Source organism: Pseudomonas arsenicoxydans (assembly GCF_900103875.1).
GTDB classification, from domain to species: domain Bacteria; phylum Pseudomonadota; class Gammaproteobacteria; order Pseudomonadales; family Pseudomonadaceae; genus Aquipseudomonas; species Aquipseudomonas arsenicoxydans.
Genome location: NZ_LT629705.1, coordinates 1,973,688 through 1,987,436 on the forward strand (window position 1 = coordinate 1,973,688; position 13,749 = coordinate 1,987,436).

The 13,749-nt window shown below is 58.9% G+C and carries 11 protein-coding genes; 3 read left to right on the forward strand and 8 right to left on the reverse strand.

Annotated features, from left to right (window positions below; all coding sequences use genetic code 11):
- Nucleotides 1-14 precede the first annotated feature (14 nt).
- Nucleotides 15-212 carry a YbdD/YjiX family protein gene (locus BLQ41_RS09030; RefSeq protein ID WP_007895266.1) on the forward strand — a complete coding sequence of 66 codons (198 nt, stop codon included), beginning with the start codon at nt 15-17 and terminating at the stop codon, nt 210-212.
- 162 nt (nt 213-374) lie between these two features.
- Nucleotides 375-1,346: a GTPase gene (yjiA, locus tag BLQ41_RS09035; RefSeq protein ID WP_090179682.1), complete on the forward strand. Its 972-nt coding sequence runs from the start codon at nt 375-377 to the stop codon at nt 1,344-1,346.
- A gap of 111 nt (nt 1,347-1,457) precedes the next feature.
- Here yjiA and BLQ41_RS09040 read toward each other — a convergent pair whose 3' ends face one another.
- The 6 genes from BLQ41_RS09040 to BLQ41_RS09065 form a co-directional block, all read right to left on the reverse strand.
- The gene (locus BLQ41_RS09040; RefSeq protein ID WP_090179686.1) at nt 1,458-2,147 is read right to left on the reverse strand and encodes a GntR family transcriptional regulator; all 690 of its coding nucleotides are present in this window, start codon (nt 2,145-2,147) and stop codon (nt 1,458-1,460) included.
- Between the two features lie 25 nt (nt 2,148-2,172).
- Nucleotides 2,173-2,877, reverse strand: coding sequence for a FadR/GntR family transcriptional regulator (locus tag BLQ41_RS09045; RefSeq protein WP_090179689.1), 705 nt, complete (start codon nt 2,875-2,877; stop codon nt 2,173-2,175).
- 67 nt (nt 2,878-2,944) lie between these two features.
- Nucleotides 2,945-4,258: a C4-dicarboxylate transporter DctA gene (locus BLQ41_RS09050; protein ID WP_090179693.1), complete on the reverse strand. Its 1,314-nt coding sequence runs from the start codon at nt 4,256-4,258 to the stop codon at nt 2,945-2,947.
- Between the two features lie 357 nt (nt 4,259-4,615).
- Nucleotides 4,616-5,182 (reverse strand): hypothetical protein, encoded by a 567-nt coding sequence (locus BLQ41_RS09055; RefSeq protein ID WP_090179696.1) that lies wholly within the window; start codon nt 5,180-5,182, stop codon nt 4,616-4,618.
- A 277-nt stretch (nt 5,183-5,459) separates the two neighbouring features.
- A complete protein-coding gene (gene glyA, locus BLQ41_RS09060; RefSeq protein WP_090179701.1) occupies nt 5,460-6,713 on the reverse strand; it encodes a serine hydroxymethyltransferase in 1,254 nt (417 codons plus the stop codon).
- A gap of 217 nt (nt 6,714-6,930) precedes the next feature.
- A complete protein-coding gene (locus BLQ41_RS09065; RefSeq protein WP_090179705.1) occupies nt 6,931-10,779 on the reverse strand; it encodes a sensor domain-containing protein in 3,849 nt (1,282 codons plus the stop codon).
- Nucleotides 10,780-11,061: 282 nt separating this feature from the next.
- Between BLQ41_RS09065 and ettA the strand changes: the two genes are divergently transcribed.
- Nucleotides 11,062-12,726, forward strand: coding sequence for an energy-dependent translational throttle protein EttA (gene ettA / locus BLQ41_RS09070; protein WP_090179707.1), 1,665 nt, complete (start codon nt 11,062-11,064; stop codon nt 12,724-12,726).
- A gap of 66 nt (nt 12,727-12,792) precedes the next feature.
- Here ettA and BLQ41_RS09075 read toward each other — a convergent pair whose 3' ends face one another.
- A complete protein-coding gene (locus BLQ41_RS09075) occupies nt 12,793-13,287 on the reverse strand; it encodes a GreA/GreB family elongation factor (protein WP_090179710.1) in 495 nt (164 codons plus the stop codon).
- Nucleotides 13,288-13,357: 70 nt separating this feature from the next.
- Entirely contained in the window at nt 13,358-13,714 is a 357-nt protein-coding gene (locus BLQ41_RS09080) for a hypothetical protein (RefSeq protein WP_090179713.1), read from the reverse strand.
- Nucleotides 13,715-13,749 lie beyond the last annotated feature (35 nt).

A 13,749-nucleotide genomic window follows, 5' to 3' on the forward strand; every position in this document is an offset into this window, starting at 1 on the left:
CGAGGATTGCAAACATGTTCAATGACCTGAGTCGCCTCGGTAAATACCTCGGTCAGGCCGCGCGCCTGATGGTCGGCATGCCCGACTACGACAACTACGTCGAGCATATGCAAACCAAACACCCGGACAAGCCGGTGATGAGCTACGAGATGTTCTTCCGGGAACGCCAAGAGGCTCGTTACGGCGGCAAGGGTGGGCCGAAATGCTGTTGATGCAACAGCCGGCTTGATGCAATACACCTGTGGGAGCGGGCTTGCCCGCGATGGCAATCGGTCAGTCAATGTTGATGTCGACTGGCACACGGCCTTCGCGAGCGAGCCAGCTCCCACATTCGTTTGTGTTGTTTTCTAATTTTGTGAAACAGGAGACTCCAGTTGTCCTCTCCCATCCCCGTCACGATCCTCAGCGGCTTCCTCGGCGCCGGTAAAACCACGCTGTTGCGCCACCTGCTCAAAGCCGAGCACGGCCTGAAAATCGCCGTGATCGAGAACGAATTCAGTGACGCCGGTATCGACACCCAATTGCTGGGTGAAGAGCCGGTGCAAGTGATGACACTGTCCAATGGCTGCGTGTGCTGCACCATCCACACCGACCTGACCAAAGCCCTGTACCTGTTGCTCGAGCGCCTGGACAGCGGCGAAATCGCCTTCGATCGCCTGGTGATCGAATGCACCGGCCTGGCCGATCCGGCACCGGTCGCACAAACCTTTTTTATCGATGAAGAGCTGCGCGAGCGCTACATTCTCGACGGCATCATCACGCTGGTGGACGCGGCGCACGCCGACACACACCTGACCCAGACCATCGCCCAGGCACAGATCGGATTCGCCGACCGCCTGCTGGTGAGCAAACGGGACCTGGTGGACGAGCCGACGTTCACGGCCCTCAGCGAACGCCTCACGCGCATCAACCGTCGTGCGCCGATTCGCGTGGTCGACCACGGCAAGATCGATCTGGCCGAACTGCTCGACGTGCGCGGTTTCAATCTCAACGCCGATCTCGGTGGCGGTGTGAGCTTGCGCCCGGTGAGCAAAGCGCCGTCCATCGACCGGATTTCCAGCCTGGTGCTGCGCACCGACAAGCCGTTGGATATCGACAAGCTCAGTGAGTTTATGAATGAGCTGCTGGAAGAGCATGGCAAGCAATTGCTGCGTTACAAGGGGGTGTTGAACATTCTGGGCGAGCCGCGGCGGATGGTGTTCCAGGGCGTGCTGAAGTTGTACGGCTTCGATTGGGACACGGAATGGACTGACGACGAGGCGCGCGAAAGCGTGATCGTGTTCATTGCCGATGATTTGCCGGAGGAGAAGATTCGCCAGGGGTTTGCGCGAGTTGCAGCGGAGTAAGGCTCTGCATCAAGCTTGAGACCCTTATCGCGAGCAAGCTCGCTCCCACATTTGAACTGCATTCCCCTGTGGGAGCGAGCCGGCTCCCGGCGGCGATCCGACGATGGCGATTTAACCTGCAACACGATTCAGACTTGATGCGAGCCCCGTGTTCAGCAACATCTCTTCCAGATGATCCAGGTGTTGGCTGAGTAGAGTCTGGGCCTTCTGCCCATCCCTTTTCTCTACGGCATCAACCAGTGCTTCGTGCACCTGCCAGACGCAATAGCCTCGCGCCTGTGCAGCAAAATGCGCAATTGCCAGCGAAGTCAGTGGCACCAGGCTGCCAAGAAAATGCGCCAACGGTGCATTCCCGGCCATTTCTGCCAAGCGCAAATGAAACTCCCCAGATAAGCGAATGGCCGGTCCGCGTGCGGTGCAGTCGCGCTCGCATTCGATCAAGGCCCGCAGCGGTTTGAAGTCTTGCGGGCGGGATTGCTGGCAGGCCAGGCGCACTAACGTGGTCTCGGTCAGCCGCCTGGCATGCAGCATCTGCCGGGTTTGCTCGTGGTCGAGCGCGGCGATGCGGGGGCGGTGGTTCGTGCGAAGAACGATGATGTGCTGATGGGACAGGCGAGTCAGCACACCACGAATGTCACTGCGTCGAGCGCCGAACATCTGCGCCAGGCTTTCTTCGGTAAAACGACTGGTGGCATCGATGCGCTGTTCGAGAATGGCATCGAAAACCCGCGAATAAAGATTATCCGCCGGCGAGGGGAAGGGCAGGGCGGCAAGCGTCTGTGGTGAGGCGAAGCTATTCATGGCCTGTCTCCAGTTCGAAGAGGGTTCAACTGCCGAGGTTGTCGTCCGGGATGTTCAATTCAATGCCCATGCGTTGGCCTTCGCGAAGGATGTGTCGACGCATTTCGGCACTGGCCTGGGCGCTGTTCTTGCTGCGAATGGCGCGCACCACGGCTTCGTTTTCCTCCAGGCGTTCTGCCAGATGCTCCGGCGAATTGCGCAAAACCTCGGCGCTTTGCTTGAGGGCGTTGCTGGTTTGCTGCACCACGCTCTGGAAGATCGGGTTCGAGGTCAGGGTGAACAGCTCCTCGTGGAACGCGATATAGGCGTTGACCCCGGCCTCGCTGTCGTTGGCCTCCAACGCCTCGCGCATGTCCATCAGGGTCAAGCGCAATTGCCCGACTTCCTTGCTGCTGATCGACTGCGCGACCAGACCGACAATGAACGGCTCCAGGGTATAGCGCAGTTGCAGCACGTCTTCCAGGCTGGCGCCGGCCACCGCGCTGTCGTGGCTCTGGCTGTCGCTGAGATTGGCTTCCAGCACCACCACGCCTTTGCCCGGCATGGAGCGCACCAGGCCGAGGGTTTCCAGCACGATCACCGCTTCTCGCAGGCTCGGACGGCTGATGCCCAGCTGTTCGGCCAGTTCACGTTGCCCTGGCAACATGTCGCCGGAACGCCACTGACCACGGGCCAAAGCGGCCCGGAGTTTTTCCACGACTGAATTCACAACGGTCGACGAGGTAATCACTGTTCGCTCCATGAGCATCCAAAACGGTTGATGGCCGTGCCTGCCCGCAGGCAGACACGGCGATTATTCAAAATTCCTGCTGATGCGCCGGGGCCACCGGTTTTCTCGGCTGGAAGGTATAACCCACCTGACCGGAAAGCACCTTGTTCGCTCGCTGGATATCGATGTCCTTCTCCCAACGGGCAATGGCCACGGTGGCCACGCAGTTGCCGATCAGGTTGGTCATCGCGCGGCCGATCCCCATGAACCAGTCCACCGCCAGCACCAGCACCAGGCCGACCACCGGAATCGCCGGGATCGCCGTCAGTGTCGCCGCCAGAATCACCAGTGCCGAGCCGGGAATCCCGTGGGCACCTTTGGAGGTGATCAGCGACACCAGCAGAATTGTCAGCAAGTCGGTCATTGCCAGCGGCGTACCGGTGGCGTTGGCGATGAAGACGATGGCAAGCGTCAGGTAGATCGAGAATCCATCGAGGTTGAAGGAGTAACCCGTGGGAATCACCAACCCCACCGTGGAACTGCCGATGCCCAGATGCTCAAGCTTGCGCATGATCTGTGGCAGCACGGCGTCGGAAGAAGCGGTACCCATGACAATCAGCAATTCTTCGCGCAGGTACTTGAGCAGTGGCCACATCCGCAGGCCGGACAGGCGCATCACCAGGCCAAGAATCAGCGACACGAACGCCACGCAGGTCAGGTAAAACAGGCCGACCAGGCTGCCCAGATGCTGCAACGAGTCCAGGCCATATTTGCTGGTGGTAAAGGCGATGGCGCCGAACACGCCGATCGGTGCCAAGCGCACAATCATGCCCATGATGCGGAAGATCACGTGGCTGAGTTCGTTGATCAGCCGGGAAATTCCGGAGGCCGCTTCACCCACCAGGTTCAGCGCGCTGCCGAACAAGACTGAAAACAGCAGCACTTGCAGAATGTTGTTGTCCGCGAAGGCGCCGATCACCGAGGTCGGGATCAGGTCCATCAGAAACTGAGTGGTGGTGTGCATGTGCTGGCCGCGCTGGGCGATGTCGCCCATGTCGGCGGCCGAAAGCTGATCCAGATGAATGTTCGCGCCGCTGCCGATCCCGGTACTGAAGGCGAAGACCAGGCCGATCACCAACGCGATGGTGGTCAGGATTTCGAAGTAGATCACTGATTTCAGGCCGATGCGTCCGACCTTCTTCAAGTCGCCCGCGCCGCTGATACCGCTGACCACCACACAGAACACGATCAGGCCAATGAGCATCTTGATCAGTTTGATGAAGCCGTCGCCAAGCGGTTTGAGCTGGGCAGAGTATTCAGGAAGGGTCAGCCCGCAGACGATGCCGAGCACCAGTCCGAGAACCACTTGGAGGAAGATTGAACGCGAGCACCATCTGAGCATGGGAGGAATCCTGGTCGGTGTCCTGGCTGCCGTGCGCTTGAACGCATCAGATTCAGGACTTAATTATTGTGGTCTTACCGGTATGTCCAGTGCAGGCGCAGTCTAGGCGCAGGTTTTAGGCGTTCGCAAGTGAAAAAACCAAAATTGGCATGACCGGTCTTACCAGTTCGCCGTCAAGGCCCGTGCTTGAGCGGTTTTGCAGGTGAAAAAAAACCGGCCATTACTGTCCGGTTTTTTTGGATTCGGCGATCTTGCATTGACTGAGCGTCAGGCAAATGCCTGCCGTCGCCGCTGTAATTTCCAACGACTTGCTTTGATTAATTTATGTATCTAAGTGTACTTGCGCTTATCAAACGTTTAATCTTCATTCGGAATACTGAGGTCGGGCGCATTTCTTTCTTGAATGATTAAGTTGAAAAGCAACGGCTCCCCACCCCTGTCGCCGATATAAATATACTTGGAGTCGTGAAGTTTATGTTTGTGTAAAAGGCCGGAGCCTTTGGCTTGAATATAAATTTCCGGGTAGTCTTGTTTTATGTTATCCAGCGTCAGAACGTTATGACGTCGGTCGACCAGATTGAAAGTTGTTGCTCCTGCGGCAGGATATGCACCCACAAGCCCCGTGTCACTGATACTTAGGCACTGGCCGAAATACGGTCCCGGCGTGCGGATGTAGAGTTTGTAATCACTGCCGGTGTACCTGAAGTACAGGAGGAGACGGGGTTTGGCGTTTACCGGGACCTCGGGGCGCAGACCTAGAAAATGCGAATCGTCTCGCTGTTGCCGCTTTCCGGTAAAGAACCCGCCACTGCCAAATGAATAAGTGACAAGGGCCCGAGGTGCATGCAGCAAGTTGAGGAAGTGCAAAAGTGTATCGCGGGTGCCAAGGGTCGCCGTAAAGGATTTTTGTCGATTAGAACTCATGGGCAGTCTCTCTATTCGTTGGATTAGCGTTCTTCTGTTATTGAAAACAAGAAGTTTGGCTGAAAGTTTTCTGAGTTTTCGAATAGTAAGAGCTTTGCGTGTGACGTGCGTGCGGAGTAACTTTTCAAGCTATTTCTGTGGCGGGGTGATGCGGTTGTATAGTTTGTTATAGGGCTTTGAGGTCGGGGTGTTAATACGCAGGTATATCGAATTGAAGATATAAAAAAACCCGACCATCTCTGATCGGGTTTTTTGACTGCGGGATGTTACGGGCTAATTAAGCGCCGTACACCGGCAGCTTCTTGCAGATGGCCTTGACCTTCTCACGAACGGCGTCGATCACCGCTTCGTTGTTCAGATCAGCCAGGATGTCGCAGATCCAGCCGGCCAGCTCTTTGCACTCGGCTTCCTTGAAGCCACGAGTGGTCACAGCCGGAGTGCCGAAGCGCAGGCCGGAGGTGACGAACGGGGAGCGTGGATCGTTTGGCACGGAGTTCTTGTTCACGGTGATGAACGCTTTGCCCAAGGCGGCGTCGGCGTCTTTACCGGAGATTTCCTGCTTGATCAGCGAGAGCAGGAACAGGTGGTTTTCAGTACCGCCGGAGACCACGTCAAAACCGCGCTCGATGAACACGCCGGCCATGGCCTTGGCGTTCTTCACTACTTGTTGCTGGTAAGCCTTGAACTCAGGCTGCAGCGCTTCCTTGAAGCAGATCGCCTTGGCAGCGATCACGTGCTCCAGCGGGCCACCCTGGGCGCCCGGGAATACTGCGGAGTTCAGCTTCTTCTCGATGTCGGCGTTGGCGCGAGCCAGGATCAGACCGCCACGTGGACCGCGCAGGGTCTTGTGCGTGGTGGTGGTCACGACGTCAGCGAATGGCACCGGGTTCGGGTAGACGCCAGCGGCGACCAGACCGGCTACGTGAGCCATGTCGACGAACAGGTAGGCGCCGACTTTGTCAGCGATTTCGCGGAAGCGTGGGAAGTCGAGGATCTGCGAGTAGGCAGAGAAACCGGCCACGATCATTTTTGGCTTGTGCTCAACGGCCAGGCGCTCGACTTCGTCGTAGTCGATCAGGCCATTGGCGTCGATGCCGTACTGAACGGCGTTGTACAGCTTGCCGGAGGACGAAACGCTGGCACCGTGGGTCAGGTGACCGCCGTGGGCCAGGCTCATGCCCAGGATGGTGTCGCTCGCTTGCAGCAGGGCCAGGTAGACGGCGCTGTTGGCTTGGGAACCGGCGTGTGGCTGAACGTTGGCGTAATCGGCGCCGAACAGTTCTTTTGCACGGTCGATGGCCAGTTGCTCAACCACGTCGACGAACTCGCAACCACCGTAGTAGCGCTTGCCCGGATAGCCTTCGGCGTATTTGTTGGTCAGTACCGAGCCTTGAGCTTCCATCACCGCTGGGCTGGTGTAGTTTTCCGAAGCGATCAGCTCGATGTGTTCTTCCTGGCGCTGAGCTTCTTGCTCCATGGCGGCAAAAAGATCGGCGTCGTACTTGGCAATAGTCAAATCACGGCTGAACATGGCGGTCCTCAAGGATCGGGGCAGAAAAGGGGGGCATTCTAACCCAACCGCTTTTAGATGGCATATGAAAGGACATCATGTCGCAGACGAAAGGAATTCAGCTTCTAGCTGCAAGCCTCAAGCGGCAAGTCAAAATCGGACTGGCCACTGCTTGAAGCTTGCCACTTGAAGCTTCCAACTTTCTTCATGTTTGTTTGATTGGAGCTGTTGGCTCCAATCAATCAAACATGAAGAGCGCATCATTGCTGAACTGCGCCTCGAACCGGTTGGCCGGCATCGGTCGTCCGAACAGATACCCCTGAACCTCATCGCACCCATGCTCGCGCAGGAAGTCGAGTTGCTCATGGGTTTCCACGCCTTCGGCGATCACCGCCAGGTTCAGGCTGTGGGCCATGGCGATGATCGCCCGGGCAATCTGTGCATCCTGCTCGCCCGACGGTAGCCCATCGACGAAGGTGCGGTCGATTTTCAGCACATCAATCGGGAATTGCTTGAGGTAGTTGAGCGATGAATAACCGGTGCCGAAGTCGTCGACCGCAATGCTCAGGCCGAGGTTCTTCAAGCCGGCGAGTATCTGCATCGCTTCGCTGACTTCGCGCATCAGGATACTTTCGGTCAGTTCCAGCTCCAGGCACGCCGGCGGCAGGCCGGTTTCCTTGAGAATGGTGGCGATCCGCGTGCCGAGCTGGCCGTCGGAGAACTGCCGGGCCGAAATGTTCACCGAGACCTTCGGCACCCGCACCTTGGCCTGGTGCCAGGTCTTGAGCTGGCGGCAGGCTTCGCTGATCACCCAGTCGCCGACATCCACCACCAGCCCGAGCTCTTCGAGCACCGGAATGAAATCCCCCGGCGGCACCAGGCCTCGACGCGGATGACGCCAGCGCAGCAACGCTTCGGCACCGGTCAGGCGTTTGCCGTCGCCACTGAACTGCGGCTGGTAGTACAGAACGAATTCGTCTTGTTCCAGGGCATGGCGCAAGTCGCTTTCCAGTTCCAGGCGCTCCAGGGCGCTGGCGTTCATGTCCGCCTGATAGAACTGGAAGTTGTTCTTGCCGCGCTCCTTGGCGTGGTACATGGCGGTGTCGGCGTTCTTCATCAGTTGACTGAGTTCGTTGCCATCCTGCGGGCTCAGCGCGATGCCGATACTGGCGGTGACGAAAAACTCGCGGCCTTCGAGCACGAACGGTTTCACCAGGCTGGCGAGGATCTGTTCGGCGACATGAATCGCCCGGTTCAACGCCACTTCACGGTTGACCCGCGGTTGCAGCAGCAGGGTGAACTCGTCACCGCCCATGCGCGCCACGGTGTCGTCGTCATCGACGCAACCGAGCAGACGCGTGGCCATTTCCTTGAGCATGCGGTCGCCGGCGGCATGGCCGAGGGAGTCGTTGATCGGCTTGAAGCGGTCGAGGTCGAGGAACATCAGTACCACCCACGACTTCTGCCGTTCGGCCGATTGCAGCGCCGTGTGCAGACGGTCCTGGAACAGCGTGCGGTTGGGCAGGTGGGTCAGGGCATCGTAATAGGCGAGACGGTGGATCCGCTGCTCGCTGGCCTTGCGCTCGCTGATATCGCTGAAGAAGCACACGTAGCTGGCCAGATCGCCTTCATCGTCGAGCACGGCGGTGATGCCGACCCAGGCCGGATAGTGTTCGCCATTACGCCGCTTGAGCCAGACTTCACCTTCCCAGGTGCTGTTCTGATGCAGCTGCTTGAGCACGTAGCGCAGGTGGGCTTCCTGCTGTTCGTCGACGGTCAGCATGTTCGGCAACTGGTCCAGCACTTGCTCCACGGCATAACCGCTGACACGGCTGAACGCTTCGTTAGCCTGGACAATGTAGCCAGCCGGGTCGGTGATCAGGATCGCCGACGTGGAATGTTCGAATACCGTGGCCGCCATGCGCAGGTCTTTCTCCGCGCGGCGTTGCTGGCTGATGTCGCGACCCACGCCCAGCACGCCTTCGAAGGCGCCGTGTTCGTCCCAGACCAGCACCAGCCGCAGTTCGATCGGGATCTTGCGACCGTCAGCCCGCAGGCAGTCGAACAGGAACAGTTGGGTCTGCACCTGACTGCGCAGCAGCGCCAGTTGTTCGGGTTTGTTCAGTGCTTTGCTGACCCGGTCCATCAGGCTGTAGATGCCGGTCAGTTGTTGCGGGTTGGCGATGGTCGACTGCCAGCCGTTCTGGAAAATCCAGTCGGCGTCGAAACCCAGCACCGCTTGCACCGAAGGACTGACGTAGTTGAGCGTCAGCTTGCTGTCGGTGGAGAAAATCACGTCGCTGATGCTTTCAGCGAGCATCCGGTAACGCTGTTCGCTGTCACGCAGGGATTCACTGGCTTCGATCTGATCGGTGATGTCCTTGGCCACGCCGATGATTCGTGTGACTTGATCGTGTTTGTCCCGCGCCAGCGCCTGTTCGCGAATATCGAAACGTCGCCATTTGCCGTCGCGATGACGGAAGCGCAGCTGGCATTGCAATAGTTGGGTGTAACCCCCGTGACGCTGGGTCTGGCGTGAGCGGTGGTACTCATCGGCATCTTCGGGGTGCAGGAGGATTTCCCAGAAATACTCGCCCATCTGGTGCAGCTCGGTGCGGTTGTAGCCGAGGGTCTGGCCGAGGTGGTGGTTACTGAAAATCATCCGTTGGCTGATCACGTCCTGCACGTACAGGTGATCCGGTACGGTGCGCACCACATCGGACCAGAACCCCTCGCGCTCCAACAGCGACAGCTCGATGAGTTTGCGGCTGGTGATGTCGGTGATGCTCAGGATGACCGCTTTATAGTCCTCCTGGTTTTCCGGCAGGCGCAGCACCAGCCACAGGTGCTGGTCGCGGCCGTTGCCGTCCTGAAGCTTGATTTCCAGCTCAAGCTGTTTCTGCCGGTTGAGGACCGTCTCGAGCACTTGATGGCCGATGGCGGTGCCGTCCAGCGGACAGCCGTCAATCAGCAGCTTCCAGGCTTGGGAGCAGGAATTGACGTTCAGCAGTTGCAGGGCGACCTGATTGACCTCGGTAACGCGCAGTTCTGACAGCAGTTGCTGGCGTTGCTCCGGGTTCTTGAGCCACACCGTGAGTTGTTCGCTGCTGTGCAGCTGGGCCTTGTCGAAGAAACTCTTAAGCCCGGAGACGTCTAGCACGCAAAGGGCCACGCCGGTGCCTTCGAAAATATCGTGATAGCGTCGGCGGCCCTCATGCAGTTGGCGCTGTCGGCGGCGAATGTTCAGCAGCGCGATGAACGGCAGCAGGGAGAACGCCAGGCCCAACAGGCATTTGCCAATGAATGCCGGCAACAATTGTTCGAGCGCTTGCTGACGGTCGAACAGCCCGCGCAACTGCCAGTCGCTGCTGCTCAGCGGCACTGTCAGCACGCTATTGGCCAGATCGTCCGGGGACAACACGCCCTGACGGGTTGAAGGCGATGCTTCATCACGGCTGATGATTTGGTGATTGGCGCGGTTTTCCACCAGCCACAACGGGCGGATACCGGCCTCGTTCTGTTGGGTCAGTGACGAAAAAAAGCTCGGTGTCAGGCGTAGCGCCCAATAGCCACGGGTGCTGCCGCTGGCCTGATGCAGCAACAGATACACCAATGAACCGTCGTCGGCATTGCTGAAATAATGGGCCTGGGCGCGGCTGCGACGGACCAGGTCGCTTAGGTAGTCGGCGTCGTCGCTGTCGGCGGCGCTGTCGCTAATCACTTTTCCCGAAGGGCTGAGCAACGCCAGGCTGCGCAATCCAGGCAGCGACTGTTGCAGCTTGCGCAGCAACGCCTGCTGTTCGTCGGCACTTTGCGGTTGTTCGACGATCGGTAGCAGATTCAGGGCGATTTGCGCGTTGAGCGCCATGTTCAGGCTGACTTGCGAGGCCAGGTCGGCGGTGTAATCAATCGTGTATTGGCGCTGGTTTTTCTGGGTTTCGCGAAGTTGGTCCAGCAGCTGCCAGAACAGCAGCGCCAGTAGCAACAGCACGAGTGTCGCCAACGCACCCTTCAAGGATCCGCGCAGAGGCGAGCCGGGCGCAGGCTGGGGTGCGCTTACGGACGATGGCGGAGTGACGTTAGACAAACTGTAATCCTGCGGTTTGGCTGGACTGGCGCGACGTGCACTATAAGTCGGACGCCCGAAGGGCGGCTAGCATGCCTTGAGTTGTGGCGAAGTGCCAGTCCCTACTGGCTGGACTGCCATCTGTCATTCAGGTAGCTTTGCCGGTTACGCGGGAGCGTTCCAGCTCCTAGACTCAGACTTTTTCAGCGCGCACGCATTGATACCCGTCAAGCGGACGACGCGCACGGTCTGGCCGGGCAACGCCTGCGCTCCAAATCATCTGTCACTGACCCAAGGTTCTCCATGGCTCAATATGTATTCACCATGCATCGGCTGGGCAAAGTTGTTCCGCCGAAGCGGGAAATCCTGAAAAACATTTCGCTGTCGTTCTTCCCTGGCGCCAAGATCGGCGTACTCGGCCTCAACGGTTCGGGTAAGTCCACGCTGCTGAAAATCATGGCCGGCGTCGACACCGAGTTCGAAGGCGAAGCCCGTCCGATGCCGGAACTGAACATCGGCTACCTGCCGCAAGAACCGATCCTGGACCCGACCAAGACCGTGCGTGAAGTGGTCGAGGAAGCCGTCAGCGTGATCAAGAACGCCCAGGCTCGCCTGGACGAGGTCTACGCCGCATACGCGGATGAAGACGCCGACTTCGATAAACTGGCTGCTGAACAGGCCAAACTCGAAGCCATCCTGCAAGCGAGCGACGGTCACAACCTGGATCGCCAGCTGGAAGTCGCCGCCGATGCGCTGCGTCTGCCGGCGTGGGATGCCAAGATCGAATTCCTGTCCGGTGGTGAAAAGCGTCGTGTGGCCCTGTGCCGTCTGTTGCTGTCCGCCCCGGATATGCTGCTGCTCGACGAACCGACCAACCACTTGGACGCCGATTCCGTCGCCTGGCTGGAGCACTTCCTGCACGATTTCCCGGGCACAGTGGTTGCGATCACGCACGACCGTTACTTCCTGGACAACGTTGCCGGCTGGATCCTCGAGCTCGACCGTGGCGCCGGTATCCCTTACGAGGGCAACTATTCGGGTTGGCTCGAAGCCAAGTCCGACCGTCTGGCCGCCGAATCCAAGCAACAGTCGGCCCACGAAAAAGCCATGAAAGAAGAACTGGAGTGGGTGCGCAAAGGCGCCAAGGCCCGCCAGTCCAAATCCAAGGCTCGTCTGCAACGCTTCGAAGAAATGCAATCGCAGGAATTCCAGAAGCGTAGCGAAACCAACGAGATCTACATCCCGGCCGGTCCGCGCCTGGGCGACAAGGTCATCGAGTTCAAGAACGTTTCCAAGGGTTATGGCGATCGCGTGTTGATCGACAACCTGTCGTTCTCCATGCCTAAAGGCGCCATCGTTGGCGTGATCGGCGGTAACGGTGCCGGTAAATCGACCCTGTTCCGCATGTTGATGGGCAAGGAACAACCGGATTCTGGCTCCATCGAAGTCGGCGAAACCGTGCAACTGGCCTGCGTCGATCAGAGCCGCGAAGACCTGGACGGCAGCAAGACTGTGTTCCAGCAAATCTCCGACGGTTCGGACCAGATCCGCATCGGCAACTACGAGATTCCGTCGCGTACCTACGTCGGTCGCTTCAACTTCAAGGGCGGCGATCAGCAGAAGTTCGTCAAGGACCTGTCCGGTGGTGAGCGCGGTCGCTTGCACCTGGCCCTGACCCTGAAAGAGGGCGGCAACGTCCTGCTGCTCGACGAACCGTCCAACGACCTCGACGTTGAAACCCTGCGTTCCCTGGAAGAAGCCCTGCTGGACTTCCCGGGCGCTGCCATTGTGATCTCTCACGATCGGTGGTTCCTTGACCGCGTCGCGACACACATCCTGGCGTACGAAGACGACTCGCAAGCGGTGTTCTTCGAAGGTAACTACACCGAGTACGAAGCTGATCGCAAGAAACGCCTCGGCGAAGCGGCTTCCCAGCCGCATCGTGTACGGCACAAGAAACTGGCCTGATATCGGGTCGGTTGCATGAAAAAACGGAGCCTTCGAGGCTCCGTTTTTTTATGGGCGTCATCCCTGTCACCCAACCTCTATGCCCAGAACCTCAATCACCAAATCCCCCACCGGCCGCTTCCACACCACCTCATCCCCAACCTGCGCACCCAACAGCGCCCGCCCCAGTGGCGAACCCCAATTGATCAGCCCGCTGGCGGCGTCCGCCTGATCCTCGCCAACCAACTGCACACGCTGTTCGTTGCCCTGTTCATCGACAAATGTCACCCAGGCGCCCATCTGCACCTTCTCGGTCGAGGAGGCGGGTACGACTAACTGGGCGCTTTGCAGGCGTTGGTTGAAATATCGCCAGTCACGCTCGAGGTCGGCCTGGCGCTGTTTGTCGGCCAGTTCACCTTTCGCGCTCTGTTCATTGAGCTGGTTTTGCACTTCGGCGACTTTCGCCTGAAGCTGCGCAAGCCCGGCGGGCGTGACGTAATTGGGCTGCGCGCTGACTTGCCGTTCAACTGGCTGATCGGCTTGCGCGGCGGTGTTATCTTCATTGACGAAGGCGCGACTCATGGTTTTCTCCCGTTATAGGGTTTGGGCCATGGTTGCAGTCTTTTAGTTTCGACGGATGTCTGTCAGCGACTCATGGCGAGCGATAGGCCCGGGCAGCGCCCTGGTCTTTCTGTTGCTGCCAGGCTTTGTCCCGATCGTCCCAATGGCGGCTGTGATAGTCCGCGCGATCTTCACTTTCGCGCATCGCCTGGCACTGGCGGAAACCGTCGCTCCAGCCTTCGGCGTATTGCTTGTCCTTTAGGTAGCGCGGGACGTTCTTGCGAAACTCGCCGGTGATGGCCCCGGCGGCCTGCCGGCCACTGCTGCAACCGTCATCGAAACCATCGGCGAAGGCCGGTGGATAGCCTTTGGCGATCAGATCTTCGTGGGTCGTCTGGCAACCCGCAATCGACATCAACAACCCCAGCACCACTGCGCAACGCCACATCTCTGACTCCCGGACCGTTTCAACGGCCTATAAGG